Genomic DNA, 23,466 nt, shown 5'->3' with positions numbered 1-23,466 from the left:
GATGCGACGGTTCGTCCTCGCTGCAGCACTCGCGCTCCTGCTGACGCCACTCGCCCCGGTTCAGGCCACCAGTCCCGGGGAGATTCTCGTCTGCCCGGACTGCCCACAGCGCGATCTCGCGGCCGCGATCGCCGCGGCACCGGCTGGCGCAGTGATTCGCGTGCGCGGTGGGTACTATCCTGGGCCGCTGGTGATCGATCGCCCCGTGACGCTGCTCGGCGAGGACTGGCCGATCATCGACGGCGGTGGAAGAAGCACCGTCGTCCACGTGGCAGCGCCGGAGGTGCATCTCGAGGGGTTCGTGGTCCGCGGCAGCGGCACCAGCCACGACCGCGAGGATTCCGGGATCCTGGTCACGGCAGCGCAGGCGCGCATCATCGGCAACCGGGTGCTCGACAGCCTCTTCGGTATCCAGCTGCTCGATGCACCCGACGGACTCGTGCAAGAAAATCTCGTCGTCGGCAAACCACTTCCCGAACCACAACGCGGTGACGGGATCAAGCTCTGGTACAGCCCACGTGCCCGCGTCGTCGGCAATCATGTGCAGGACAGCCGGGACGTGCTGGTCTGGTATTCTGACGGGACGCTCGTGGAGGGCAACCTGGTCGAGCGCGGCCGTTACGGCATTCATTTCATGTACTCCAACGACAGCACGATCGAGCGCAACGTCCTGCGCGATAACTCGGTCGGCCTCTACCTCATGTACGGCGCACGCATGACCGTTCGCGGCAACGTCTTCCTGCACAACCGCGGCCCCTCCGGGCACGGGCTCGCGCTCAAGGAGACGGATGGGGCCCTGGTGGAAGGAAACCTGATGCTGCGTAATCGAGTCGGCCTTTATATCGACAACTCCCCGATCTCCGAAAACGTCGTCAATCGGATCAGCGGGAACTGGATCGCCTACAATGATATCGGGCTCCTCGTCAGCCCGGCGACTCGCCGCAACGTGATCGCCGGCAATACGATGCTCGAGAACATCGAGCAGGCTGTTCCGCAAGGTGGCGGGACGCTCCAGCATCTCTCCTGGGAGGAAAACGGACGCGGGAATTTCTGGAGCGACTATGCCGGCTACGATGCCGACCGCGACGGCATCGGTGACCTCCCGTACGAGAGCCGGGCACTCTCCAGCGCGCTCACTGATCGCGCGCCGCTCCTCGCCTTCTTCCGCTTCAGCATCGCGGCGATGGCACTCGATCTCGCCGCTCGAGCTGTCCCGCTCTTCCAGCCGCCACCACGACTGGCCGATCCATCCCCGCTGGTCGCCGCGACACCCTGGCCGGCTGTTCCCTGGGACGCGCCAGCTCCAGCCCCTTACCGGGCATTCCTCTCCCTGGGTGTTCTCGGGCTCGCCTTGCTACCGCTCCTTGTGGCGTTCCGACGGCCACGCCCGGCGCTCGCTCTGGCCGGAGCGCCAGCCGCCTCGACGTCCACCATCTCCTGCCTCGCCCCCGAGCAGGCCGATCTCGAGCAGGAGATCGCCGCGGTCGCACCGGTGATCCAGGTCAACCAGCTCCGCAAGCGTTATGGGGAACGCATGGTGCTGGACGGGGTGAGCTTCGCGGTTCAGCCCGGTGAGGCGGTCGCGCTCTGGGGGCCGAACGGGGCAGGGAAGACGACCATCCTGCGTTGCTTGCTCGGGCGAACCAACTACGAGGGAACGGTTTCCGTCTTCGGTCGCTCGCCTCTCCGCGATGGCCCGGCTGTGCGGGCGCGCATCGGCTACGTGCCGCAGCAGCTGCCGCTGCTCGATCTGCCGGTCGGGGAATTGGTGACCACGATCGCCCAGTTGCGCGGTGAACCGCTCGAGCGCGCCTGGGAACGACTGAGAACCTTCGGTCTCGAGCAGGCCTGGCACCAGCCGATGCGCACCCTCTCCGGCGGGATGCAGCAGCGCCTGGCGCTCGTCCTCGCCACCATCGCTGATCCCCCACTGCTCTTGCTCGACGAACCGACCGCCAACCTCGATGCCACCGCCCGCGAGGATCTCTTAGCCGTGCTGGAGCGATTGCGCGACGAGGGGCGGACCATCGTTTTCGCCTCTCACCGGCCGGACGATGTCTGGCGGTTGGCTACCCGCGTCCTCCGCTTGCAAGACGGTCACCTCGTTGCGGAGTCGCGGTCGGTCTTCCAGCCGAAGCAGGATGTGCAGCAACTCCTCGTCCTCCAGCTGGAGGAAGAAGCGTTGCAGCCAGCGACGCACCTTTTGAGCGCGCACGGCTTCCTCGCCTACCGCGTGGGCCACGAGGTGCGTGTCCTCGTCACTCGGGATCGCAAAGCCGAGCCTTTCTTCCTGCTTGCCCGCGTCGGTATCCGCGTCCGCGACTTCCGCTTGGAGGCCTCCGATGGGTGGTAAGGCGTTCGTCGTCCTGGCCCAGAAAGAGCTCCGCGATGCGTTCCGCAACCGCTGGTTCATCGCCGATGCGCTCGCGCTCCTTATCCTGAGTCTCGCTCTGTCGCTGCTCGTTTCCCTGACCGGCGCTGCCAGCCCGGTCAGCGGCTTCGGGCGTACAGCCGCTAGTCTCGTCAACCTCATGCTCCTGCTCGTCCCCTTGATGGGGATCACGCTGGGAGCGCTGGCTATCGCGGGAGACCGGGAGCGGGGCGCGCTCGAGTTCTGGCTGACGCAGCCGGTCAGCACTGCGACCTTCTTTCTGGCCAAGGCGCTGGGCATGGGAGCAGCGCTGGCGGCCGCCGTTCTCGTCGGCTTCGGGGCGAGTTCCGTCGTGCTCCTCCTCGTTGGCGCCACCGATCCGTTCGCCTTCCTCGCCCTGGCCGGCTTGACCGTGCTCCTGGCGTGGGCTTCCCTCGCGCTTGGGCTCTTGCTCTCCAGTCGCTGTGCCCGCACCAGCACTGCCGTGAGCCTGGGCCTCGGTGCCTGGCTCCTCCTCGTCCTGCTCGGCGACTTGGGGCTCATGGGAACTGCGCTGGCTGTCCGTCTCCCCCCAGCTTGGCTCCTAGCCATCGCGCTGGGCAACCCGGTGGAGACCTATCGTATCGCCGCATTGCGCTTGCTCGCTGGCACCTTGGAGTTGCTCGGACCGGCCGGGCTCTATGCTGACGAGCGGTTCGGGGCCAGTCTCTGGATCTTGCTGCCAACGACGCTCCTTCTCTGGATCGCCGCGGGCACCGGTTTCGCCTACATCGTTCTGCGCCGGGAGGTGTCGCGATGACCCGTCGGCTGTTTCTCATGGTGCTCTTGGGAAGCCTCTCGGCAGGAGCATGCCGGCGTCAGAAAGCGCTCACCCCACCGGAGATCCGCCTCGGGCGCGATGTCTGCAGCGAGTGCGGGATGATCATCTCCGATCGGCGTTTTGCGGCTGCTGCCGCGACGGCGAACGGCGATACGACGCTCTTCGACGACATCGGCTGCCTGCTCACCTATCGACAGAAGTATTCCCCCGCATGGGCAGCCATCTGGGTGCACGATTTCGAGAGCCAAACCTGGATGGATGCGCCCGCCGCCCGCTACCTGGTGAGTTCCGGTGTCCGCTCGCCGATGGGTTGGGGGATCGCGGCCTTCGCCGACCCGAGCATGGCCGAGGCGCAGCAGCGCGAACTCGGCGGTGAGCTGGTGACCTGGGACGAACTGCTCGCTCGGCCGCTTCAGCGCCCCCGCTAGGCCAGAAACACGGGGGCAGCGACAGGAGCCGAACACCCGGAGCAGCCCCCGGCTGCTCGCGCCTTCGCGGTTCCCCCGGAGGAACGCGCTGCTCGGGTCGGCCCCCTGCCGCACGCCGGCCTCGGGGTACCGAGCCCGCCGGAGGACACACGGAGGGTTCGACAGGCCAGTAGCATGGTCGCGCACACCGTGACCGCTGGCCCTGGTAGGACGGACCGTGCGCTGGACACCGCACCCATGGTCGGTCATGCCCAGCCCTCCCCGGGCCGGCGGGTCGGGCAACGCCCGACCCCTACAAGGCGGTCGGCGCACCACCGAACCGTGGCACGCATGGGCCCTGCTGGGGATGCTCGCCCAACCGGTGTAGGGGTGCAGTGTGCCGCGCCCGTCGCCTTGCGGCGCGGCAGCCCCTCGTGACGTGTATCGGCCGCCTCGGCGATCCCAGCGGCACCGTGACCAGCGCCCCACCAGGGGATTACCGGCCCTCCCGGGCCAGCGGGTCAGGCAGTGCCTGATCCCTACAGCATGGGCGGGCCCCCCACCGTGGCAAATGGATGCCCGACCGGCGACGCGCCGCCCACTCCTGTCGGGGCGAGGCGCTGCCGCGCCCGACCGCGCCACAGGCGCGGCAAACACGGTGGCACCCAACCGTGGGCGTTGACGATCCCGGTGACACGCTCCCCACCGCGCCCGCCCTGGATTCCCGGCTCTCCCGGGCCGGTGGGTCGGGCAGCGCCCGACCCCGAGGTGATGGAGTACCGGATGCTCGACGATCGGTGCGGCGTTGGTGTGCAGCGTCGTGGGACCAGCTCCGGCCGTGGGAGGCAGTGCGATGTCTCCCCTGTGGGGGCAAGGCGTGGAGCGCCTTGCGGCGCGGTCGACCCCCGAGGCATGCATCTGACTGGTCGAGAGCGCAGGACCGGTACCGTGCTGGGCGATCACTTGGCCGCTCGGCTCGGCGATGCGGCACCCCCATCGGCTCGCGCGCCGGCGTGGGGGTGCTGCGCGCGCAGCACCGGCTGGCAAACGGCGATCCTCGCACAGTGCTGATCACGCACCCTGCCGAAAGCCACGCGTTCGTCGGCACCAGCTTGCACGATCGACCGGACATGATAATCTTTTTCTCGTTCTCCTGCCTGCGCTTCCGGCGAATGCCGGTTGGGCATTGCCTTTCGGAAAGCGGAAGATCGGAAACGGAGGGATATCATGCTGCTCCTGCGGTATGGAGTCGTCGCAGCAGTGCTGGCAGCGATCGTCAATGCGGTCCTCTGGGCGATCGCGCGCGCCGTCGGGGTCTCGCTGCGTGTCCAGCCACCTGGCCAGCCGGAAAGCGAGATCGGACTGCCGCAAGTGGTGATCCTCACCATCGTGCCGTTGCTCGCCGGAACCGCCTTCTACGCGCTGCTCCGGCGCTGGACTCGCCGCCCCTTCCTGATCTTCTTCATCGTCGCGCTCGTCGTCTTCGCGGTCCTGCTCGTGCCGCCGTTCGCCGCTACCGAACGGCCGGGTACACGCTTCCTGCTCATCCTGATGCACGTGGTGGCGACATTGGCCATCCTGGCCGGCCTCTACCAGTTCGAGCGCCGGCGCGCCCGGCTCTGACGCGCGTGCCCGGTCGGGAAGTCCCCGATCGGGCACAGCAGGCGAGGGGGTGCCGCTAGTCGATCAGCCGAGATGCTCGCTAGAGCGTGATCACCTGATCGGGTGGGTTCTGCGCCAGCGCCGCGTAGAGATCGGGGAAGCAGCCGACCTGCACGCCAGCGACCGTCCCGACCGGACGGATCTCCGCTGGTTCGGTCCGCCCGCGGCCAGTCACTGGATCGCACCAGCGCGGCTGCCCCTCGGCCAGATGCCGCTCTAGCGCGCACATGTCGCACATCATGAGCAGGATCCCCTTTCCCTGGGCGATCCGCGCCAGCCGCTCGCCGATCGGATCGCCAGCGCGCAGGACGAAGACGTTGTCGTCGAAGAAGAACATCCCGACCACCTCGACCCCGTGCGTCCCCGCCTCGAGCTGGGGCAGGATCATCTGCCCCAGCTTGTAGCTCGCCGCTCGCGGCGTCGCGAACACATAGGCCACTCGCATCCGCTTCCCTCCTGTCCAGTCGCCAACCAACCGCACCGGTGGCGCGCCATCGTTCCGACTACCCCCTTTCCGCGCTCCCGTGCGCGCTCACCGGAGCGTTCGCGCAACCGTGCGTCGGACACTCGCCGACGTATCGCTACTTCATGATACTCGGTCTCAATTAGACCGACACCCCCTGCCGACCTGCTTGCGAGCTCCTGCAGTGCACGTCGATCAGCTACCCGAGATCGGGAACGGGGAGCACCTCGCTGGTCGTTCTCACGGAACCTCGGGCCGGGGCGTGCGCGCTCAGCTGCGCGCCGCCATGAGGCGCCGCCACGCCCCGCGCCCGCGCACGACCCCGGCGACCAGCGCAAAGAACAGCGTCGCGACCAGCACGATCGCCCCACCGGAGGGGACACTGAGGTAGTAGCTCAGGTAGAAGCCGACCGCTGCCGCGACGGCACCGAAGACGACCGCCAGCGCCATCATGCTCGGCATCCGGCGAGCGACCAGCGCGGCAGTCGCTGCCGGCGTGACCAGCATCGCCAGCACCAGGACCACACCGACTGCTTGCACCGAGACCACGACCGTCACCGAGAGGAGCAGCAGGAGCAGCAGCTGCAACGCCCCAACGGGCAAACCGGCCGCTTCGGCCACCACGGGATCGAAGTGGGCGAAGAGGAGTTCCTTGTACAGCAGCAGCATCGTCACCAGCACGACTGCCCCAGCCAGCCCGATCGCCAGGAGATCGCGCGAGCGCACCGCCAGGATATCGCCGAAGACGTAGCTGAAAAGATCGACCGTGTACGTCCGGATACCGATCGCCATCAGGACGACGCCGAGCGCGAAGAGCCCACTGAACACGATCCCGATCGCCGTATCGGTACTCAAGCCGACGCGCCGGGTCACCCAGCCGATGCCCAGCCCGGCCGTCACCGCAGCGGCCAGCGCCCCTAGGTAGAAGCTGAAGCCTGCCAGGAAGGCCACCACGATGCCGGTGAACGCGACGTGCGCCAGCGCATCGCCGATGAACGCCAGCCCCTTGAGGACGACGTAGCTGCCGACCAGCGCGCACAACGTACCGACCAGCACGGCCGCAACGAGCGCACGCAGCAGAAATCCGTAGCGCAGTGGCTCGAGGAGGAGGTCAACAACTCCGCTCATCCCCGTCCTCGCTTTCCACTACGATCACCCGGTCACCGTAGCGCAGGAGCAGCAGATGCGACTGGAACGTGCGGTTGAGCAGCGTCTCGGTGAAGACCTCTTGCGGTGGCCCATAGGCGATCACCTCATGGTTGAGGAGCAGCACGCGGTCGAACCGTTGCGCCACGCAGGAAAGATCGTGGGTCGCCACCAGCGCCGTCTTTCCCTGCCGACAGAGCCGCTCCAGGAGTTCGAACACGAAGTGCTGGGTCGGTGCATCGACACCGCTCACTGGCTCGTCGAGGAGAAAGATCTCCGGCTCCTGCGCCAGTGCCCGCGCGAGGAAGACGCGCTGCCGTTGCCCACCGGAAAGCTCGACGATCAACCGGTCGCGGAACTCCAGCATCCCCACCTGCTCGAGCGCCCACAGCGCCAGCTCGCGGTCAGCCTTTCCGGGGCGACGGAACAGCCCCAGCCGCGGGTAGCGCCCCATCAGCGTCACGTCCAGGACAGTGACCGGGAAGTCCCAGTCGATCGTCTCCCGCTGCGGAATGTAGGCGATATCCGGATTGGGGCGCGCTGGTTTCCCTTCCACGAGCACGCGCCCCTGCCAGGGTGGCAAGAGGCCGAGCAACGCACGGAACAGCGTCGACTTCCCGCTCCCGTTCGGCCCCAGCACGCCGACCAGCGAGCCGCGCTCGACCGCGAAACTCACCCCGCGCAGGATCGGCTCGCCACGCCGGTAGCCCGTCGTGAGCCCTTCGACGGTGATCGCGAGAGCCGTCGCCTCGCGCGCTGCTCGCTCCGGCGCTGCCGTTCCTCGCTGCATTACCCACGCAACCCTTCGACCACGTTGGTCACGTTCTGCCGCATCATCCCCAGATAATCCAGACCGGCCGGTGCCGCATCGCTGTAAAGCTCGAGCACCCGCACACCCGCCTCCTGGGCGATCGTCTGCGCCAGTTTCGGGTTGAACTGCGGCTCGACGAAGATGGCTGGTACCCCCTCCTGGCGAATCCGCTCGACCAGCTGCGCCACCTCTTGCGGCGAGGGCTCCCGCCCTGGACTCAGGATGACGACACCCACGAGCTCCAGTCCATAGTGTGCCGCAAAATAGGGGAACGCATCGTGGAACGTGACCAGCTTCCGCCGTTCGGGCGGGATCGTGGCGATCTGCCCCTTCGCCCACTCGTCGAACGTGCGGATTTCCTGGCTATACCGCTCGGCATTCGCCCGGTAGGTCTCGGCATGCGCTGGATCGACCTCGGCGAGCGCCTCGGCGATCCGCTCGACGTAGACGATCCCGAAGTCCGGATCCAGCCAGAAGTGCGGGTTCACTCCCTGCTCGTGCTCCGCCTCCGGCGTGCCCTCGTGCTCATGTTCGTGCCCCGCCTCGATCCCCGGTGGCGGCTCCAATCCCGCGCTGAGCGCCACGACGCGTGCCCGGCTACCAACGGCTTCCAGCTGGCGCTCCATCCAGGGATCCAGATCACCGCCGTTGTACACCACCAGTGCCGCCTGAGCCAGTTTGGCCACGTCGCGCGGAGCCGGCTGGTACGTGTGCGGATCCGTCCCCGGCGGCAGGACCGCGCTGACCGAGACCAGATCCCCACCAACTGCCTCGACCATCGTGGCGAAGATCGGCAGACTCGTCACCACCACGACGCGCTGCCCGCTCGGCATCGCCGCCGGCTGCACGGTCGGCGTCGCACTCTGCCCGCAGGCCGCCACCAGCAGCCCCGCGAGGACGAGCAGCCCGAGTACCGTCCATCGTCGGTGCATCGCACCCTCCCTCGTCATGATACGCCGTCTCATCCACCAGCGCCTAGCAGCGCTCGGCGCACTGGATGATACCATGTCTCAATAATTTCCGAGACGCAGCTGCTGGTTCAGCGACCGAGTCGTCGCGCCGTACCGGGACGCGACCGACGCGTTACCATGAGAACATGGTTCGCTCAGGAAGAGGAAACCGCGGGTTCGCGCTGGCAGAGCTGGCAGAGCCCGCTCACTTCCAGCCAGTGACCGAGGATCCGGAAGCGGGTCTGGTCGGCGACCTGAGCGAGGACAGTCTCCAGGTTACAACCCGCAAATTCCGCGACCGCCCCGCAGCGGATACAGACGACATGATGCCGATGCCCATCGCCACCGACCACGTAGCGATGCACACCCGAGGGATGATGGATCCGCTCGACCACCCCCAGTTCGGCCAGGAGATCGAGCGTGCGGAAGACCGTTGCCCGGCCGATCGTCGGCTGGCGGCGACGCAGCGCGCGGAAGATCTCCTCTGCGGAGAAGGGCCCATCCTGCGCCAGGACGTACTCGACGATCGCGCGCCGCGGCCCGGTGATCCGCCAACCGCGCTGGTGCATCGTTTCCAGGATCGTCTCCGCCGTGCGCATGATCGCCCTCACCGTTCTCCAGTATACCGGCACCGCAGTGTCGCCCAGCGCGAGCACGCCTGCTCCATCGTCGCTGCCCCCTTCCCAGCCAGCGCTGCACTCGCTATGCTGAGAAGGCGAAAGTACCCGATCGCTCCGAGGAGGCAACCATGCATATCGAACTCGGCCGTCCAGTCATGAGCCGCGACGGGAAGCGCATCGGAACAGTCGACCAACTGGTCCTCGACCCTGACACCCGCGAGGTCCGCGCCATCATCGTCCACCGTGGCCTGCTCCTCACCGAAGACCGCCTAGTCGACCGCGCCGTGATCGACACCGTCGCCCCCGACGGAACCGTCTGGCTCGCGCTCGATGCCGAGCAGGCACACGAACTTCCGCTCTTCGTCGAGGAAGAGTTCGTCCGTCTGACGAACGAGGAAGCGGCCACGTTGCCATACGTCTGGCCCAGTGGCGGTGGACTCGGCCCGGTGCCGCTCCTCTGGGGTGCACCGGCCCGCGAGCCGGTCATCCCGGAACCGCGTATCGCCCCCTACGATCCCAGCGGAGGCACGCTCCCTAGCTCCACAGCCCCGACCCCAGCCCCGGTCGAGGTCGCGACGAACCTCCCCCCGGACACCGTGCGCATCGATCGCGGGACAGCCGTCATCGCCAGCGACGGCACGCGCCTGGGCAAGGTCGAGCATGTCCACCTGAACGAGGACGGGGAGATCGTGAGCCTGGCCGTCGATCCCGGCCTCTTCGGCGGCGAACCGCTCCACATACCAGCCGAGTGGATCGACTCGGTCACCGAGGAGGCAGTCCACCTCACCGTCGACGCCGCCACCGCTCGGCGCGGCCGACGCTGAGGACTCCTGGAGTCCAGCAAAGGCAGAACCATCCCGTCCGAGACGACCCGACTGGCGAGCGCGTCCAGTCCGACCGGATCGATTCGCTCGACCAGCTCCCGATCACGCAGCGGTCGCCGACCTTCCGAGGAGAGCGGCCAGCGTCTCCGCCGTGCCCTGAGCGGCGGACTCGCCATCGCGGGCAGCATGCGCCAGCACAGCACTCAGTTCGGGCACTTCTCGCACCGCACGCTGACGGAATGCCTCGATGTGGAACCCGATGACCTCGTGCGTATCGGGATCGACGAGCAGCGCCAACCAGTCCGGTTCGGTGAGAAAGATGCTCACCGCTGGACGCTCGCATTCCCGCCAGAACACGAGAAGCTCATCAGCTGTCGGATCGAAGACGACTCGGAGAGATCCCGTACGCATCGACTCGCGCAGCTGATCGCGCGACGGAACTTTCGGACGATACTCGTACACGCTCACTGTTCGCGCCTCCAGACCGGCTCCTCGGACCGATGCAGCCGATCGACTGGGTAGGCCGTCACCACACGCGCCGGATGCCATCCCCGATCCACAACGACTTTCAGGTACGCAGCGATCGGCAACCCGAGTTCGCTCGCCGCTCGATAATAACACTCTCGTGTGGGAAAGTTTCGATCCTGTGCAATCAGGAGTGGATCCTCGATCGTCCCGAAGACGTGCTCGAGACGCACCAATCCTCGCCCTGGCCTCTGCCGAATATGCTCCCAGGCAGAGGCAGGAAGCTCCACCGGCAATCCCCGCGGGTCAGTCACGCTCCCGAGTACATCCACTCGCGAGAAACCTCTTCACTCCGAGTCCGTCGCTAGGATCCACGCTGGACCTCCCGCAGCGACCGGGATCCGTCGCCACCAGGTCGGGGAGATCGTGAGCCTGGCCGTCGATCCCGGCCTCTTCGGCGGCGAACTGCTCCACATACCGGCCGAGTGGATCGACTCGGTCACCGAGGAGGCAGTCCACCTCACCGTCGACGCCGCCACCGCTCGGCGCGGCCGACGCTGAGGGATCCAGCCCACCACGATCGGCACGTCACCCCGTTCGGCGAGAAGACCGCTGACCGAGCGCCGTCCGAGCGCTGCCAGGCTCCTCACCCCTCGCGCCCGAGCTCCCACTCCGGGAGGGTCGAGCGCGCGAGCGTCGTGTCGAACTCCTCGTAGGCGAAGTAGCCGAGCAGCTCGTACAGTTCCGCCCGCGTCTGCATCTCCCCCACCAGCCCGCGCGTCGTCCCCTCCGCAGCCAGCGTGCGGTAGAGCCGCTCCATCGCCTTAGCGGCCACGCGCAGAGCCGAGACCGGGAACAACGCGATCCGGTAACCCCAGTCCGCCACCTGGGCCGCCGTGAAGGCAGGCGTTCGCCCGAACTCGGTCAGGTTGGCCAGCAGCGTGACACCCGGAAGGGCCTCGGCCACCGCCCGGAACACCTCCTCGCTCGGCAGCGCTTCGGGGAAGATCGCGTCGGCCCCTGCCGCCAGATACCGACGCGCTCGCGCGACCACCCCCTCCAGCCCTTCCTGCTCGTAGGCATCGGTGCGGGCGATCACGTAGAGGTCGGGAGCCACCGCCTTGATCGCCCGCACCTTTTGCTCCAGCTCCTCGGCTGGCGCCAGGAGCTTGGCCGAGAGATGCCCGCACTTCTTCGGCTGCTGCTGATCCTCGATCTGTACCCCCGCCACGCGTGCCTCGACCAGCTCCCGCGCGGCCCGCGCTGCATTGAGCACCCCACCGTACCCGGTGTCGATATCGACGATCAGCGGCAGTTCGGTCGCCCGCACGATCTCGCGGGCCCGCTCGACCACTTCCTCCAGCCCGATCATCCCCAGGTCGGGAAGGCCCCGGCTCGCCGTCAGCGCGGCACCGGAGAGATAGAGCGCCGGAAAGCCGGCAGCCCGCGCCGAGAGCGCCGAGAGCCCATCGTAGACTCCCGGCAAGACGACGAGCCCGGCTGCGACCCGATCACGGAACGCTTGCGCCAATTCCCGCTGCGCCCGCGGCTGCTGCCGGATCCAACTCATCCTTCACCCCCGGTGCAGGGCGTCGAGCAGCTGGTCGACCGCCAGATCCGGCAACCCTGGATCGTCGAGCAAAAGGTGCTCGAGCGCGGCTGCCCGCCGCTCGGGATAGACCAGGCGGAGCGCCCGCGCCAGCTTCTGCCGCAAGAGCGGCAGCCCTTCGGCTCGCCGCCGCGGATGTCCGATCGGATACTCGACCAGGACCCGCTCGGTCCGACTTCCGTCGCGGAAGACGACCTGCACCGCGTTGGCGATCGACCGCTTCTCGGGATCGAGGTAGTCCCGGCTGAACTCCGGGTTCTCGATCACGCGCATCTTGGCGATGAGGGCCGGAATGCGCGGATCGGAGGCGATCGGCTCCAGATAGTGCTCGTAGCGGAGCTCGCCGTAGAGCAACGCCACAGCTGTCATGTACTGCAGCGAGTGGTCACGATCGGCCGGATTGGCGAACGGTCCCGGCTTGTCGATGATCCGCTTCGCCGATTCTTGCGTCTCGATGACGATCTCAGCGATCTCCTCCAGTCGGTCGCGCACCAGCGGATGCAAGCGCAGGGCCGCCTCCACAGCGGTCTGGCCATGAAACTCGGCTGGGAAGGCGATCTTGAAGAGCACGTTCTCCATGACGTAGCTCCCGAGCGGTCGCGCCAGGACCACCGGCTGCCCCCGCAGGACCACGTCCTGGAACCCCCACTGCGGTGCGCTCAGTGCCGTCGGGTACCCGGGCTCGCCCCGCAGCGCCAGCCAGGCCAGCCGGACCGCTCGGCTCGTCGCATCGGCCGCTGCCCACGACTTGCGCGGGCCCGTATTGGGGAAGTGCCGATAGGTGCGCAACGCCGGCCCGTCGACCCAAGCGTTGGAGACCGCGCTCACGACCTCCGCGAACCCGCCACCCCAGAGCGCTGCTGCCACCGCCGCCGAGGCAACCTTGACGAACTGGACATGATCGAACCCGACCCGGTTCAAACTGTTTTCGAGCGCCAGGACACCCTGGATCTCGTACGCCTTGATCGCCGCGGTCAGGACATCGCGGACACGATACGGCTGCTCGCCGCGCGCCCGCCGTTGCCGGCTGACGTAGTCAGCGACCGCCAGGATCGCGCCGAAATTGTCCGAGGGATGTCCCCACTCCTTGGCCAGCCAGGTATCGTTGTAATCCAGCCAGCGGATCAGCGCGCTGATGGCGAACGCCCCACCGACCGGATCCAGCACCAGGCTCGTCCCCGGAACCCTGACACCTCCTGGCACGATCGTACCGGGGGCGACTGGTCCGATCAGTTCAGTGCAATCCGGATGGACCAGCGCCTCGCAGGCGCAGGCCAGCGAATCGGCCAAAGCCAGCCGAGCCGCCTCGGCCGCGACCGGACTCGCGATCTCCGTCTCCAGCACGTAGCGCGCGATCTCCACCAGCACCGCGTCCGGTGCGGGCCGCGCCCCACTGCCTGTCTCGCCCACGGTCTCCCTCCCTCTCGTACCAGCCTCACGGTTTGAGTCCGCGCGGGCCGGTATAGAGCACACGCGGCCGGAAAAGTCGATTGTGCGCATGCTGCTCGACCACGTGCGCGACCAGCCCAGCGGTGCGGGCCGCGAAGAAGATCGGCGTATAGAGCTCGATCGGGATCCCCAGGACCCAATAGACGGGTGCCGCGTAATAGTCCAGGTTCGGGAAGAGTCCCTTCTCGGCGCGCATCACGTCCTCGCCGCGCTGGCACATGCGGACCAGCTTCTCCCCCTCGGGGTCCCCCTTTTGCGCCACCAGCGCCGCCAGCGTCTCCTTGAGCAGCTGCGCCCGCGGGTCCATGCGCCGCATGTAGACCCGGTGGCCGAAGCCCATGATCCGCTCCTTGCGCGCCAGCTTCTCGCGGATCAGTCGCTCCAAGCCGTCCTCGTCGCCGGCCTCCAGCAGCATCTCCATTCACCGCCTCGTTGGCTCCACCGTGCAAGCGCCCCTTGAGCGAGGCGACTGCGCCGGTCAAGGCACCATAGAGATCAGCCAGCGTCGAGGCGATGACCCGCGCCGCGAAAGTCGAGTTCGGGAGTTCGTGCTCAGCATAGGCGATGAGCGTCTGATCGAAGGCACGCACCTCGGCCGGATCCGGCTCCCGCCCGGTGATCATCCAGAGGAAGTTCTCCGGATAGGAACGGCGCCGGTCGGGCAGCAGCGGCTCTCCCCCTTCCGCGACGCGGATCAGGTTGGCCACGATCGTCGCGGACTGTGCGATGACCCGGAAGCCGCTCTGCCGGTCCTGCTCCGGATCCGCCGAGTTGGCCGCCTGATCCCAGCCGCCCAGCGCCGAGACCGCCGTGCGCAGGCGGTCCATGGCATCCATCTCGCGCGGCAGCAGCCGCAAGATCTGCCAGATCTCCGCTGGCACGTCGGCCACGGCGAGCAACTGCTGCTCCAGTGCCGATCGCTCCGCCTCGGCCGGCAGCTGGCCATTCACCAGGAGCCCCACCACGTCCACGTAGGTCCGCTGCCGAGCCAGGTCGAGCAGGTTGTAGCCGCGGACGACGATCTCCTCATGTTCGACATCGAGATAGGAGATCGCTGTTTCGGTAGCGATCACGCCCTCCAACCCTGGCCGGTACTCTACTGCACCCATCGCTTGCCTCCTCAGCGCCAGGACGAGACCGATCCACTCGCCCTGATTCTAACCCTCCATTCGAGAAACCGGACGCCGTGTGCAGCCGACCCGAACACCACGCGACTTTCCCTCCGCCTGCCCCGCGTTCGCCGGTCGGCGGAACTGCCGACGCCCTCCGGCCACGGCTACCCATCCGCAACCCTGCCGACCCAGAGCCGCCTGATCGCCCTTTCCCCCAGCAGCACTGCCCCCACCCCTTGACAACGACACGAATACGGAGTACTTTGTATAACAAAGTACTCCGCAGATGCTCGGCACCGAACGGAGGGGCACCGTGCACCAGCCGGAACTGGAAGAGGCGCTCACCACCATCGCCCGCACCCAACAGGCTGTCCGCCGGGCCGTCCTCCGCTGGACGCTGGCACCGAGCCTCGCCGCTTGGGGCCTGGTCTGGCTCATCGGTTTCCCGGCCAGCCTCCTGCTCGCCGGCGACGCACTGACCCTGCTCTGGATCGGACTGGTTGCGCTCGGCCTGGCGGTCTCCTTCGGTACTCAGTTCCTCACCGCGCGCCGCTTGCGTTCCCCGCAGGGCCGCCGCCTCGGACTCTCCTGGGCTGTCGCCAGCGGCTATCTCGGCCTGTGGGCATCGCTCCTCTTCCCGCGCGATCCCGAGCTGGCCAGCTTCGTCCTGGTTACTGCCATCATGGCGGGCTACGTCCTCTACGGCATCTGGATCACCCCCTTCATGGCCATCCTCGGGCTCTTCGTCACCGCGGTCGCCGTCGTCGGCCACCTCCTCGGCCCAGCTCCCTACGCGCTGCTGGTCGGCCTCCTCGGTGGCAGCGCCCTGATAGCCGGCGGTCTCCGGGTCTGGTGGAGCAGTCGCGATGACGCTCGATGAACGCATCCATCAGCCCACCCGACTCCGCATCATGGCCGCGCTCGCCGCGCTCGCGCCGGAAACCGAGGTCGAGTTCACGACCCTCCGTGACCTGCTCGGCCTCACCGACGGCAACCTGAGCACCCATCTCCTGCGCCTGGAGGAAGCTGGCTACATCCGTGTCCGCAAAGCGTTCGTCGCTCGCAAGCCGCGCACCTTTCTGGCGCTCACGCCGTACGGTCGCGCGGCCTTCGAGCGCTATCGTGCCCAACTCGTCGCGCTCTTGAGCGGCCAGTTCCCGCTCCCAGCCGACTCCCCCCCTGGCGACCAGGATGGTTCCGACGAGCGAGGAGGTCCACCGTGAACGTCGTCGAGGTCGCGGAACTCCGCAAGACGTATGGCCAGGTCGTCGCGGTCGCGGGCGTGAGCTTCACCGTTCAGGACGGCGAGATCTTCGGTATCGTCGGCCCGAACGGTGCGGGCAAGACGACGACGATCGAGTGCCTGGAAGGATTGCGCCGACCCGACGCCGGCGCCGTCCGGGTCCTCGGACACGATCCCTGGCGAGAGCGTCGTCGCCTGGCGCCCCAGATCGGCGTGCAGCTCCAGGAGAGCGCGCTACCCGACCGCCTGCGCGTCGGTGAGGCGATCGCCCTGTTCGCGAGCCTGTACCCGAAGACGCTGGATCCGCGCCCGCTCCTCGAGCAACTCGGACTCAGCCAGCAGCTGCGCACCCCCATCGCCAAGCTCAGCGGTGGGCAGAAGCAACGCCTCTTCCTGCTCCTGGCCCTTTTGCACGACCCCCGTCTCCTCTTCCTCGACGAGCTGAGCACCGGACTCGACCCGCACGGCCGTCGCGCCGTCTGGCAGCTCGTCCGCGCCACCCGGGCACGCGGCACCACTATCCTCTTGAGCACCCACCTCATGGACGAAGCGGAAGAGCTCTGCGACCGCGTCGCGGTCTTCCACCAGGGCCGCATCGTCGCGCTCGATACCCCCTCGCGCCTGATCGCCCGCATCGTCGGGAGCCTGCGGGTGAGCGTTCGCATCCCGGAAGGTGCTCCGCTGCCGCCGCTGCAGTCCCTTCCTGGTGTACGCCAGGTACGACGCGAAGACGGGACACTCATCGTCCACGCCGACGACGACCGCACTGTCGCCGCCGTCGTCCACCTGCTCGTCGAACACCGTGTCCCCTTGCGGGAGCTGCGCGTCTCCAGCGGCCGACTCGAAGACGCCTACCTGGCCCTCACTGGCACAGCGGTCACCCGAGAGGAGCAGTGAGCCATGCGCAGCCTCGTTCGCCTGACACTGACCGAGTTCCTCCTCGAGCTGCGCGAACCTTTCAGCGCCTTCTTCTCCCTCGTCTTCCCGCCGCTCCTGGTCGTCATCTTCGGGAGCATCTACGGCAACACCCCACGTCCTGGCAGCGGCGGTTTCGGCGTCATCGATCTGGCCGTGCCAGGCTACGTCACCATGGTCATCGCCACGGTCGCGATCTTCAACCTCCCCATCGCGCTGGCCACCTACCGGGAACGCGGCGTGCTCCGCCAACTGGCCCTCGCCCCGGTCTCGCCCATCGCGCTGTTCGCCAGCCAACTCGCCGCTCGCGCCATCCTGAGCGCGCTCGGCATCAGCTTCCTCCTGCTGACCGCTGAACTCGGTTATGGGCTCCGCTTTGCCGGATCTCTGCCGAGCGCGCTGGCGGCAGGGATCCTCGGCTTCCTGGCGATGATGGCCTTCGGCTTCGCATTGGCTGCGCTCGTCCCCAGCGCACGCACCGCACTGGTCGTCGCCTTCGTCGTCTTCTACCCCATGCTGTTCTTCTCCGGCATGGCGCTCCCACCGGAGATCCTGCCCGCACGCGTACGAGAGCTCGCCGAGTTCCTCCCGGCCACCCCGATCGTCACCCTGCTCCGCGCCGCCTGGGTCGCCGAGCCCTGGTCGGATCACTGGCGTGCGCTGCTCCTCCTCGCCGCCTGGACCACTGGCTCGCTCGCTATTGCGACCCGGCGCTTCCGCTGGCAGTGACGAGCCACCACCTGCACCAGTCGTCGCGCGGCTCGCCCCGGCCCGCCATCACCACCCACGCGAACGCAGCGCGGGAGCGATACCCCCGCTCCGCTGACCGACCGTTCGGACGATCTTCCTCAGGCGACCCACCGCTCGCGGACTGCCTCCCACCCGTGAACCCACACCCGCTGGAGCGTCGCTTCGACGAAGAGCACCCGCTCGCGCTCCACCGCCTCCTGCGCCTCCCCGGTCAGGGCCGCTCCCAGCACGACCGGTACCGCGACGAGCCCTACCTCGCGGAGGAGCTGAGCCCATTCCTGGGCACGAGCCACATCCTCGGCATCGATCACCCGCGAGACCTCGATAGCCAACCAGACTTCCCGTTGCCCGTCGAGCGTGAGCCGTCCGCGAGCCAGCAGGTCGGCATCGAGCAGTCGATCGAACGCTGCCGGACTGAGCAGGGGCCGGAACTGGCGCTCCCACTCACCGGGCGGGCGGACACGCAGGCCGCGCAGGAACCGCCCCAGCCAGGAGCTGAGCCGGCGCTCGGCCCGCAGCTCGAGGAGCTCGCCGAGCGCCATGTCCGTGCGGCCAGCCACCGTATCCAGCCGCTGGGCGAGAAGCAGCACCGTCTCGCGGAGCCCTTCGATCTGCCGCGTTTGCTCAGCGATCTGCCGCGAGTGCTCCGCCACCGTCTCCCGCAGCTCGGCGATCTGCCGCGAGTGCTCCGCCACCGTCTCCCGCAGCTCGGCGATCTGCCGCGAGTGCTCCGCCACCGTCTCCCGCAGCTCGGCGATCTGCCGCGAGTGCTCCGCCACCGTCTCCCGCAGCTCGGCGATCTGCCGGGTGTTCTCGCGCACCGCCTCGATCAACCCCGCCAATTGGCGGGAGCGTTCCTCGTCACGCTGCACCAACTCAGCCAACAGCCGCTCGACGCGGGCCAGCCGCTCGGGTACCGTCAGCAGCTCCTCGCTCAGCAGCAACCGGCGCAACTCGCTCCGCCATTCCGGATGCTGAGCGAGCAGGCGCACCAGATCTTGGAAGTCCTCGACCGTGAACGCCATGCGTGCGCTCCCTCTCGCTTCCGCTATTGTAACGGAGGTCGGCACGTCCTCGTTCACCGATCCGCCCGTTACCTGCTCTCTTCCCCTACCATCCGACCAGCTGCGCGCGGCCGGCACCGAAGCCGGTGGACGCGCTCGAGAGCACGGTAGCCGGTTTCCGGGCCGCGGTTCCCGATGAATCCGGGCCAAGCCTCAGACCCCACGACCCGGGATGCCCTCAACCGATCGGGCTCAGCAGTCCGGTGGTGCCTGAACCCGAACCACCCCGTACCCCCGCCGCTCCGCAACGCCCCCGCTCCCACGCCGTGCGGGCGAGGAAGCCACGGGGACGAGGGTAGCCTCAGCCGCTGGTGTGCCCCCCCGTGGAGGGGCGAGGCGCTGCCTCGCCCGCCGCGCTACCGGCGCGGCGATTCCGCGTGGCCGACACGTCTCGCACGACACGCAGCGCGGATCAGCAGAGCGGCTGTATCCACGACCGCCCGGCCGTGAACGGCCGGGCTCAGTCCCCAAGCCGGCTGAAGCCGGCTGATCCCAACGGCGCCTGCACCCAGCCGATCAACTCGGGCGCCTGGGCGCCTCATAGCCCCCTTCAGGGGGCTTGGGGATTCAGCCCGGGGCTGAAGCCCCGGGCGCACGGCTAGCGCCCACTCCCGCCGTGATCTCCATCCGTACCCCGGTGACGGTGTCATTCCCCGGCCCTGCCGGGCCGGCGGGTCAGGCACCACCTGACCCCTACCGGACGGGGGAGGGATCCGCCACCATCGCACCCACAGGTTGCACCGGTGACGCGCCACCACGGCATGTAGGGGCGAGGCGCTGCCTCGCCCGCCGCGCCATGGGCGCGGCAAAATCTGCCGCGGCAACTGCCACCGCGACCATTCCGCACGGCAGCGTGGACATCCGGTCGCGCCGCACGTCCCGGCCCTGGCGGGCCGGCGGGTCAGGCACCGCCTGACCCCTACAACACGCGGGTTCACGCACCGCCGATCCGTGCAGGCAGGCGCCACACCGGGGATGCTCCGCCCCACTCGTGTCGGGACGAGGCGCTGCCTCGCCCGCCGGCGCGGCAATCGACCGCGCCGTGCACGCCGGTCGCCACGCGCCAGCCGGTCACCCGCTCACCGCGCTGCTCAGCGCGCCGAGCCCGCCGAGGAGCACCAACCCGAGACAGATCAGCGTGAGGACACCGAGACAGCCCACCCCAGCCAAGCCGAAGACCGCAGTCCAGCTCCCGGTGCGCCCTTCGGCCAGCACCGTCCGTCGCGCCAGGAGACCGGAGATGACCGGAACCGCTACCCAAATCGGCAGGACGAGGCAGGCGGCCACACCGAAAGTGAGACCGGTCAGCGCCCCGAGCAGCACCAACACCACCAACCAGCCGACCAGGAGCCCGATCGCTCGCCCCAACCGACCGGCATAGGCGTGACCGACACCGAGGATGCCGAAGTAGCCGAAGATCGCTTCCAGCGCCAGCGCGATCCAGCCCGCTGTCTCGATGTCCACCTGACGCGCCGGGCCGATCGCTGGCGGTTGCATCGGCTCGTCCATCGCCCTACCCCCTCGCTTCCACCACGCGATTGCGATGTGAGCATGGCACGATCCGGTCGCGCCCGCAACCGTCCGTTCGGCAGAGTATCCGCTCTTCCGTACGGCGACAGGGTGAACCAGACAGGCAGCTCGATCGACCGAGGCAAGGCGAAAGCCAGCTCGACGCTCGCCAGGAGACTAGGTACCGTGTGACGGCCGCTCCGGCCGACCGGAGGCTCAGCGCTGAGGGTGGGCGTACTGGTGGGTCGCGCCACCGCTCAGGATGCCGCCGCCAGCGAGAGCGGCTGCTCGGCTCGGGCTATCGCCAGCACGTAATCGGCAACCCGGCCAGGAATATCGACCCCGGTCGGCGCGATCGAGTTGCGGAACTCCATCGTCGCGTTGACCTCGTTGACCAGGAGGCCGCGCTCGGGATGCTCCAGCACGTCGACGGCCAGGACGCCGCCACCCAGCGCCCGCGCGACCCGCCCGCACAGGTCAGCCAGTTCCGGTGTCACCGGGCAGTTGGAGGCACGACCGCCACGCGCCGTGTTGGTGACCCAGTGGTCGGAGGTACGGTAGATGGCGCAGATCGTCTCCTCGCCGACGACGAAGGCGCGGATGTCCCGTCCCGGCTTGGGGACCCACTCCTGGACGTAGAGCGTCCCGTGATGAAAACCGCCGAGCATCCGCTTGTGCCGCAGCAGTTCCGCGGCCGCTCGCCGACTGTGCACGCGCGCCAGGAGCCGCCCCCAGGATCCCAACGGCGGCTTGATCACCACCGGGTACCCCAGTTCCTCGGCTGCCTCCAGCGCTTCTTCTGGGCTGAAGGCCACCATCACCCGCGGCTGCGGGACCCCAGCCGCAGCGAGCAGCGCCGTCGTGCGCAGCTTGTCGTTGCACACTTCCAAGAGGTGCGGTGGGTTGACGACCGGGATCCCCCACGCCGCAAAGACGCTGGCCACGTGGAGCCCCCGCTGCTGGCTGACCGAGCGTTCCACCACCACGTCGTAGCGCGGCGGTGGGCTGGTCAGCTCGAGCCGCAGCTGCCGGTCGACGATCCGCTCGACCACCGCCCCGCGCTGCTCCAGCGCTGCGATCAAAAGCCGCTCTTCCGCTCGCAAAAGTCCATAGACGAGTCCAACACGCACGCGCTCCACGACTGACCTCCGACACCACTGCAACCGACCGGACACCGATGGGACCAGAACGCGCTCAGGCCGAGCGTTTCGTCCCGCGTTTGTCCGGCTGGGCACCGTGGGTCGCGAGGCAGCGTCCCTGGCGGACGAGCGCCAGGACGAGCGCGCTGGTTCCTCGCTCAGCAGGGGAATGACGCACTGGAAAGAGGGGCAGCGAGTTGGCCGAGCAGGCAGGCCTGGACGCGACCCGACCGATCGCCCGGTCACCCCGGCGCTCTCCCTGAGTTCGATCCTGGTGCTCGACCACTCGCTCCATCGACGAGATCGCTCCTCGCAAACGAAAACCGCTCGCCCTGGCGGGGGCGAGCGGTGCCGTCTCGCGGTACCACCCCGCTTCGCCGCGCCCTCGCGGGTCGCGGCCTCACGCACTCGGTACGCACCGAGTGCGGCCCGGTAACGGGGGCCACCGTCGTCGCCTACCCCGCGCTGAGTCGCGCGGCTCGGGACGCAGCTCCGAGGCCTTCTTCCCCAGCAGTAACGGGCCGCCTTTCCACCACCCGCGGCTCGCTGGACCGCTCCCGCTGGGTACTCTCCTCTTCGCCGCCTTTGCGGCGCTCCGTTGTCGTCTTGGAGCCTACACCAGTCCGGCGCTCTTGTCCAGTACCACGTGTTGGCTACCGCTCGCCCTCCACGGCCCTCGCACGCCGGCTCAGCACGCCGACACCGCTACCCGAGGAGCTCGCGGGTCGCGCGCCTCCCGGCATGACGGAGCGTGGCCCACCGGCCGTCGGAGAGGGAACAGCGACGCACCGGTTCGGGCTGCGAGTGACCTGGCTCGTTGCCCTCCTTGCGGGACGCACCCGGCAACGCACCCTCTCTTCCGCGACACCACCCTCGAAGGCAGAGCCGACCGCCGCGCAGCCGAGCGGTGGATGATTCGTGGGGAGGGCGCCGGCTGGCCCGGTCCACCGCACACCGGCAGGGCAGTTCACCCGGTCAGCGTGCCGGGACAGCGACAGCCAGTTGCCCGTGCTACAGCAGGAAGCCGGTCGGGAAGGGGTCGTCGTCGCGCAGGACGAGCGTCGCGATCCCCATGCAGTAGGACATCGTGCTGATCTCGCTGTGGACCGCCTCCCCCTCGCGCCGCACCGGTCGCGCGGTAAAGCGCAACCCCACCGGGCTCTCGTGGAAGTAGGACGCACCGAGCGGCAATCGCCCACTCGCAACCAGCGCTGCCACGCGTGCCGCCGTTCCCGTGCCTGAGGGGGTGCGTCCCATGGTGCGCGGCGCGTAGAAGTTGGCGACGCGCGCTCCCGCCGGTTGCGCCGTCGAACCGGCCGGAAGCGGTCGACCGTGCTCATCCAGCTCCTGCACCAGCGTGACCAGATCCACCGCTCGCCCCTGCGCCAGGCCGGGCACGTCAGCACGCAGCTGCGCCCGCGCCGCCTGCCAGAGCATCGTCCCCACGTCGAGCAGCCGCTCGCGCGTCGCGGGCGCAAGCTCGGCACCCAGTTGCAGACCGAGCGCCGTCGCATCGGCGAACGCGTACAGCAGGCCGCCCCAAGCGAGCGTCACTGGCACGGTGCCCAGCTCGGTCTCCAGGCGCGCTGACCCGAGCGCGTAGGAGGGGCCACTGGCCATAGTCGCCGCCACCACTCGTCCACCGCGCAGCGTGACGCGCACCGGGACCGGGCCGAGCACGGTATCGAGCACCAGTTCCTGCTCACCATCGTCGGTCGTCCGCGGCACCAGCCCGCTCTCCACCAACGCGACCGCCACACTGAACGTCGAGTCGCCGCAGGCATCGAAGTACCCATCGGGATGGACGAAGATGACGCCAGCCTGACTCTCCGGTCGCTCCGGCTCGGTGAGAAAGGCGCCCAACAGGTTACGGTGACCGCGCGGTTCCCGCACGATCAGGGCACGCAAGTGATCGTAGCGGGTTGCCAGGTCCGCCTGTTTCTCCCGGATGGTCCGGCCGCGGAGCGGTGGGCAACCCGCGACGACGATGCGCGTCGACTGGCCGTGGTGGTAATCCCAAACCTGGAGGACATGGCGCGCCTGCCCGAACATCTCGCTGCTTCCTCGTCCTCTCCTCTATCCTCGTGTATCCTCGTGCGCCGTGCGCGCTGCACCTGCGCCATCATACGTCCGGCGA

The 23,466-nt window shown here is 68.4% G+C and carries 24 protein-coding genes and 1 pseudogene; 10 read left to right on the top strand and 15 right to left on the bottom strand.

What is annotated here, in order from left to right:
• Position 1: 1 nt before the first annotated feature.
• The 4 genes from nosD to TRD_RS10085 all read left to right on the top strand — a co-directional run bounded on the left by nosD (position 2) and on the right by TRD_RS10085 (position 5,221).
• A complete protein-coding gene (gene nosD, locus TRD_RS13830) occupies positions 2–2,353 on the top strand; it encodes a nitrous oxide reductase family maturation protein NosD (RefSeq protein WP_012643063.1) in 2,352 nt (783 codons plus the stop codon).
• Positions 2,343–3,170 carry an ABC transporter permease gene (locus TRD_RS10095; RefSeq protein ID WP_012642952.1) on the top strand — a complete coding sequence of 276 codons (828 nt, stop codon included), beginning with the start codon at positions 2,343–2,345 and terminating at the stop codon, positions 3,168–3,170. The genes nosD and TRD_RS10095 overlap by 11 nt, the downstream gene beginning before the upstream one ends.
• On the top strand, positions 3,167–3,619 hold the full coding sequence (locus TRD_RS10090) for a nitrous oxide reductase accessory protein NosL (RefSeq protein ID WP_012643053.1): 453 nt from the start codon (positions 3,167–3,169) through the stop codon (positions 3,617–3,619). The genes TRD_RS10095 and TRD_RS10090 overlap by 4 nt, the downstream gene beginning before the upstream one ends.
• Positions 3,620–4,825: 1,206 nt before the next feature.
• Positions 4,826–5,221, top strand: coding sequence for a DUF6069 family protein (locus tag TRD_RS10085; RefSeq protein ID WP_012643160.1), 396 nt, complete (start codon positions 4,826–4,828; stop codon positions 5,219–5,221).
• A gap of 79 nt (positions 5,222–5,300) precedes the next feature.
• Here the strand turns inward: TRD_RS10085 and TRD_RS10080 are convergent, their stop codons facing one another.
• The 5 genes from TRD_RS10080 to TRD_RS10060 form a co-directional block, all read right to left on the bottom strand.
• A complete protein-coding gene (locus TRD_RS10080; RefSeq protein ID WP_012642466.1) occupies positions 5,301–5,705 on the bottom strand; it encodes a SaoD/DsrE family protein in 405 nt (134 codons plus the stop codon).
• 288 nt (positions 5,706–5,993) lie between these two features.
• Positions 5,994–6,851 carry a metal ABC transporter permease gene (locus TRD_RS10075; RefSeq protein WP_012642578.1) on the bottom strand — a complete coding sequence of 286 codons (858 nt, stop codon included), beginning with the start codon at positions 6,849–6,851 and terminating at the stop codon, positions 5,994–5,996.
• Positions 6,835–7,659: a metal ABC transporter ATP-binding protein gene (locus tag TRD_RS10070; RefSeq protein WP_012642692.1), complete on the bottom strand. Its 825-nt coding sequence runs from the start codon at positions 7,657–7,659 to the stop codon at positions 6,835–6,837. The genes TRD_RS10075 and TRD_RS10070 overlap by 17 nt, the downstream gene beginning before the upstream one ends.
• Positions 7,659–8,612 carry a metal ABC transporter substrate-binding protein gene (locus TRD_RS10065; protein WP_226980752.1) on the bottom strand — a complete coding sequence of 318 codons (954 nt, stop codon included), beginning with the start codon at positions 8,610–8,612 and terminating at the stop codon, positions 7,659–7,661. The genes TRD_RS10070 and TRD_RS10065 overlap by 1 nt, the downstream gene beginning before the upstream one ends.
• A 173-nt stretch (positions 8,613–8,785) precedes the next feature.
• The gene (locus TRD_RS10060; protein ID WP_226980751.1) at positions 8,786–9,241 is read right to left on the bottom strand and encodes a Fur family transcriptional regulator; all 456 of its coding nucleotides are present in this window, start codon (positions 9,239–9,241) and stop codon (positions 8,786–8,788) included.
• Positions 9,242–9,378: 137 nt separating this feature from the next.
• On the opposite strand from TRD_RS10060, the gene TRD_RS10055 reads away from it, so the two are divergent.
• Positions 9,379–10,074, top strand: coding sequence for a PRC-barrel domain-containing protein (locus TRD_RS10055; protein ID WP_012643058.1), 696 nt, complete (start codon positions 9,379–9,381; stop codon positions 10,072–10,074).
• Positions 10,075–10,176: 102 nt separating this feature from the next.
• Here the strand turns inward: TRD_RS10055 and TRD_RS10050 are convergent, their stop codons facing one another.
• Both TRD_RS10050 and TRD_RS14885 read right to left on the bottom strand, forming a co-directional pair.
• Positions 10,177–10,542, bottom strand: a complete 366-nt coding sequence (locus tag TRD_RS10050) for a hypothetical protein (protein ID WP_012643217.1) — start codon at positions 10,540–10,542, stop codon at positions 10,177–10,179.
• On the bottom strand, positions 10,539–10,772 hold the full coding sequence (locus TRD_RS14885) for a hypothetical protein (RefSeq protein ID WP_041437232.1): 234 nt from the start codon (positions 10,770–10,772) through the stop codon (positions 10,539–10,541). Before TRD_RS14885 ends, TRD_RS10050 begins: the two co-directional genes overlap by 4 nt.
• 193 nt (positions 10,773–10,965) lie before the next feature.
• Between TRD_RS14885 and TRD_RS15225 the strand changes: the two genes are divergently transcribed.
• A complete protein-coding gene (locus TRD_RS15225; protein WP_264353693.1) occupies positions 10,966–11,100 on the top strand; it encodes a hypothetical protein in 135 nt (44 codons plus the stop codon).
• Between the two features lie 85 nt (positions 11,101–11,185).
• Here TRD_RS15225 and prpB read toward each other — a convergent pair whose 3' ends face one another.
• The 3 genes and pseudogenes from prpB to mmgD form a co-directional block, all read right to left on the bottom strand.
• Entirely contained in the window at positions 11,186–12,109 is a 924-nt protein-coding gene (prpB, locus tag TRD_RS10040) for a methylisocitrate lyase (RefSeq protein WP_012643194.1), read from the bottom strand.
• 3 nt (positions 12,110–12,112) lie between these two features.
• Complete coding sequence (locus TRD_RS10035) at positions 12,113–13,558, bottom strand: bifunctional 2-methylcitrate dehydratase/aconitate hydratase (protein WP_012642879.1); 1,446 nt, start codon at positions 13,556–13,558, stop codon at positions 12,113–12,115.
• 25 nt (positions 13,559–13,583) lie between these two features.
• Positions 13,584–14,706: pseudogene (mmgD, locus tag TRD_RS10030) on the bottom strand (citrate synthase).
• A 316-nt stretch (positions 14,707–15,022) separates the two neighbouring features.
• On the opposite strand from mmgD, the gene TRD_RS10025 reads away from it, so the two are divergent.
• The 4 genes from TRD_RS10025 to TRD_RS10010 are packed head-to-tail and all read left to right on the top strand — an operon-like array spanning position 15,023 to position 17,596.
• The gene (locus TRD_RS10025; RefSeq protein WP_012643035.1) at positions 15,023–15,589 is read left to right on the top strand and encodes a hypothetical protein; all 567 of its coding nucleotides are present in this window, start codon (positions 15,023–15,025) and stop codon (positions 15,587–15,589) included.
• Positions 15,576–15,932 (top strand): winged helix-turn-helix domain-containing protein, encoded by a 357-nt coding sequence (locus tag TRD_RS10020; protein WP_012642908.1) that lies wholly within the window; start codon positions 15,576–15,578, stop codon positions 15,930–15,932. Before TRD_RS10025 ends, TRD_RS10020 begins: the two co-directional genes overlap by 14 nt.
• A complete protein-coding gene (locus TRD_RS10015; RefSeq protein ID WP_012642663.1) occupies positions 15,929–16,849 on the top strand; it encodes an ABC transporter ATP-binding protein in 921 nt (306 codons plus the stop codon). The genes TRD_RS10020 and TRD_RS10015 overlap by 4 nt, the downstream gene beginning before the upstream one ends.
• Positions 16,850–16,852: 3 nt before the next feature.
• Positions 16,853–17,596: an ABC transporter permease gene (locus TRD_RS10010; RefSeq protein ID WP_012642768.1), complete on the top strand. Its 744-nt coding sequence runs from the start codon at positions 16,853–16,855 to the stop codon at positions 17,594–17,596.
• A gap of 119 nt (positions 17,597–17,715) precedes the next feature.
• Here the strand turns inward: TRD_RS10010 and TRD_RS13825 are convergent, their stop codons facing one another.
• From TRD_RS13825 to TRD_RS09985, 5 genes are all read right to left on the bottom strand, one after another.
• Positions 17,716–18,642 (bottom strand): hypothetical protein, encoded by a 927-nt coding sequence (locus TRD_RS13825; RefSeq protein WP_012642549.1) that lies wholly within the window; start codon positions 18,640–18,642, stop codon positions 17,716–17,718.
• A gap of 1,110 nt (positions 18,643–19,752) precedes the next feature.
• Positions 19,753–20,190, bottom strand: coding sequence for a hypothetical protein (locus tag TRD_RS10000; protein ID WP_012643004.1), 438 nt, complete (start codon positions 20,188–20,190; stop codon positions 19,753–19,755).
• A gap of 257 nt (positions 20,191–20,447) precedes the next feature.
• On the bottom strand, positions 20,448–21,329 hold the full coding sequence (gene lysX / locus TRD_RS09995; RefSeq protein WP_012642503.1) for a lysine biosynthesis protein LysX: 882 nt from the start codon (positions 21,327–21,329) through the stop codon (positions 20,448–20,450).
• Positions 21,330–21,384: 55 nt separating this feature from the next.
• Positions 21,385–21,624 carry a hypothetical protein gene (locus tag TRD_RS09990; RefSeq protein WP_012643249.1) on the bottom strand — a complete coding sequence of 80 codons (240 nt, stop codon included), beginning with the start codon at positions 21,622–21,624 and terminating at the stop codon, positions 21,385–21,387.
• 716 nt (positions 21,625–22,340) lie between these two features.
• On the bottom strand, positions 22,341–23,381 hold the full coding sequence (locus TRD_RS09985; RefSeq protein ID WP_012642479.1) for a proline racemase family protein: 1,041 nt from the start codon (positions 23,379–23,381) through the stop codon (positions 22,341–22,343).
• Positions 23,382–23,466: the final 85 nt, after the last annotated feature.

The organism is Thermomicrobium roseum DSM 5159 (genome assembly GCF_000021685.1).
GTDB classification, from domain to species: domain Bacteria; phylum Chloroflexota; class Chloroflexia; order Thermomicrobiales; family Thermomicrobiaceae; genus Thermomicrobium; species Thermomicrobium roseum.
Note: the sequence above shows the minus strand (reverse complement) of the source record. Positions and strands in the feature narration are given on the sequence as shown.

Coding starts and splice junctions, on each gene's coding strand:
- TRD_RS09990 (WP_012643249.1), bottom strand. CDS start 21,624: ATGGAGCGAGTGGTCGAGCACCAGGATCGAACTCAGGGAGAGCGCCGG.
- nosD (WP_012643063.1), top strand. CDS start 2: ATGCGACGGTTCGTCCTCGCTGCAGCACTCGCGCTCCTGCTGACGCCA.
- TRD_RS10090 (WP_012643053.1), top strand. CDS start 3,167: ATGACCCGTCGGCTGTTTCTCATGGTGCTCTTGGGAAGCCTCTCGGCA.
- TRD_RS13825 (WP_012642549.1), bottom strand. CDS start 18,642: ATGGCGTTCACGGTCGAGGACTTCCAAGATCTGGTGCGCCTGCTCGCT.
- TRD_RS10055 (WP_012643058.1), top strand. CDS start 9,379: ATGCATATCGAACTCGGCCGTCCAGTCATGAGCCGCGACGGGAAGCGC.
- TRD_RS09985 (WP_012642479.1), bottom strand. CDS start 23,381: ATGTTCGGGCAGGCGCGCCATGTCCTCCAGGTTTGGGATTACCACCAC.
- prpB (WP_012643194.1), bottom strand. CDS start 12,109: ATGAGTTGGATCCGGCAGCAGCCGCGGGCGCAGCGGGAATTGGCGCAA.
- TRD_RS10080 (WP_012642466.1), bottom strand. CDS start 5,705: ATGCGAGTGGCCTATGTGTTCGCGACGCCGCGAGCGGCGAGCTACAAG.
- TRD_RS10010 (WP_012642768.1), top strand. CDS start 16,853: ATGCGCAGCCTCGTTCGCCTGACACTGACCGAGTTCCTCCTCGAGCTG.
- TRD_RS10075 (WP_012642578.1), bottom strand. CDS start 6,851: ATGAGCGGAGTTGTTGACCTCCTCCTCGAGCCACTGCGCTACGGATTT.
- TRD_RS10085 (WP_012643160.1), top strand. CDS start 4,826: ATGCTGCTCCTGCGGTATGGAGTCGTCGCAGCAGTGCTGGCAGCGATC.
- TRD_RS10065 (WP_226980752.1), bottom strand. CDS start 8,612: ATGCACCGACGATGGACGGTACTCGGGCTGCTCGTCCTCGCGGGGCTG.
- TRD_RS10000 (WP_012643004.1), bottom strand. CDS start 20,190: ATGGACGAGCCGATGCAACCGCCAGCGATCGGCCCGGCGCGTCAGGTG.
- TRD_RS10095 (WP_012642952.1), top strand. CDS start 2,343: ATGGGTGGTAAGGCGTTCGTCGTCCTGGCCCAGAAAGAGCTCCGCGAT.
- TRD_RS10070 (WP_012642692.1), bottom strand. CDS start 7,659: ATGCAGCGAGGAACGGCAGCGCCGGAGCGAGCAGCGCGCGAGGCGACG.
- TRD_RS10020 (WP_012642908.1), top strand. CDS start 15,576: ATGACGCTCGATGAACGCATCCATCAGCCCACCCGACTCCGCATCATG.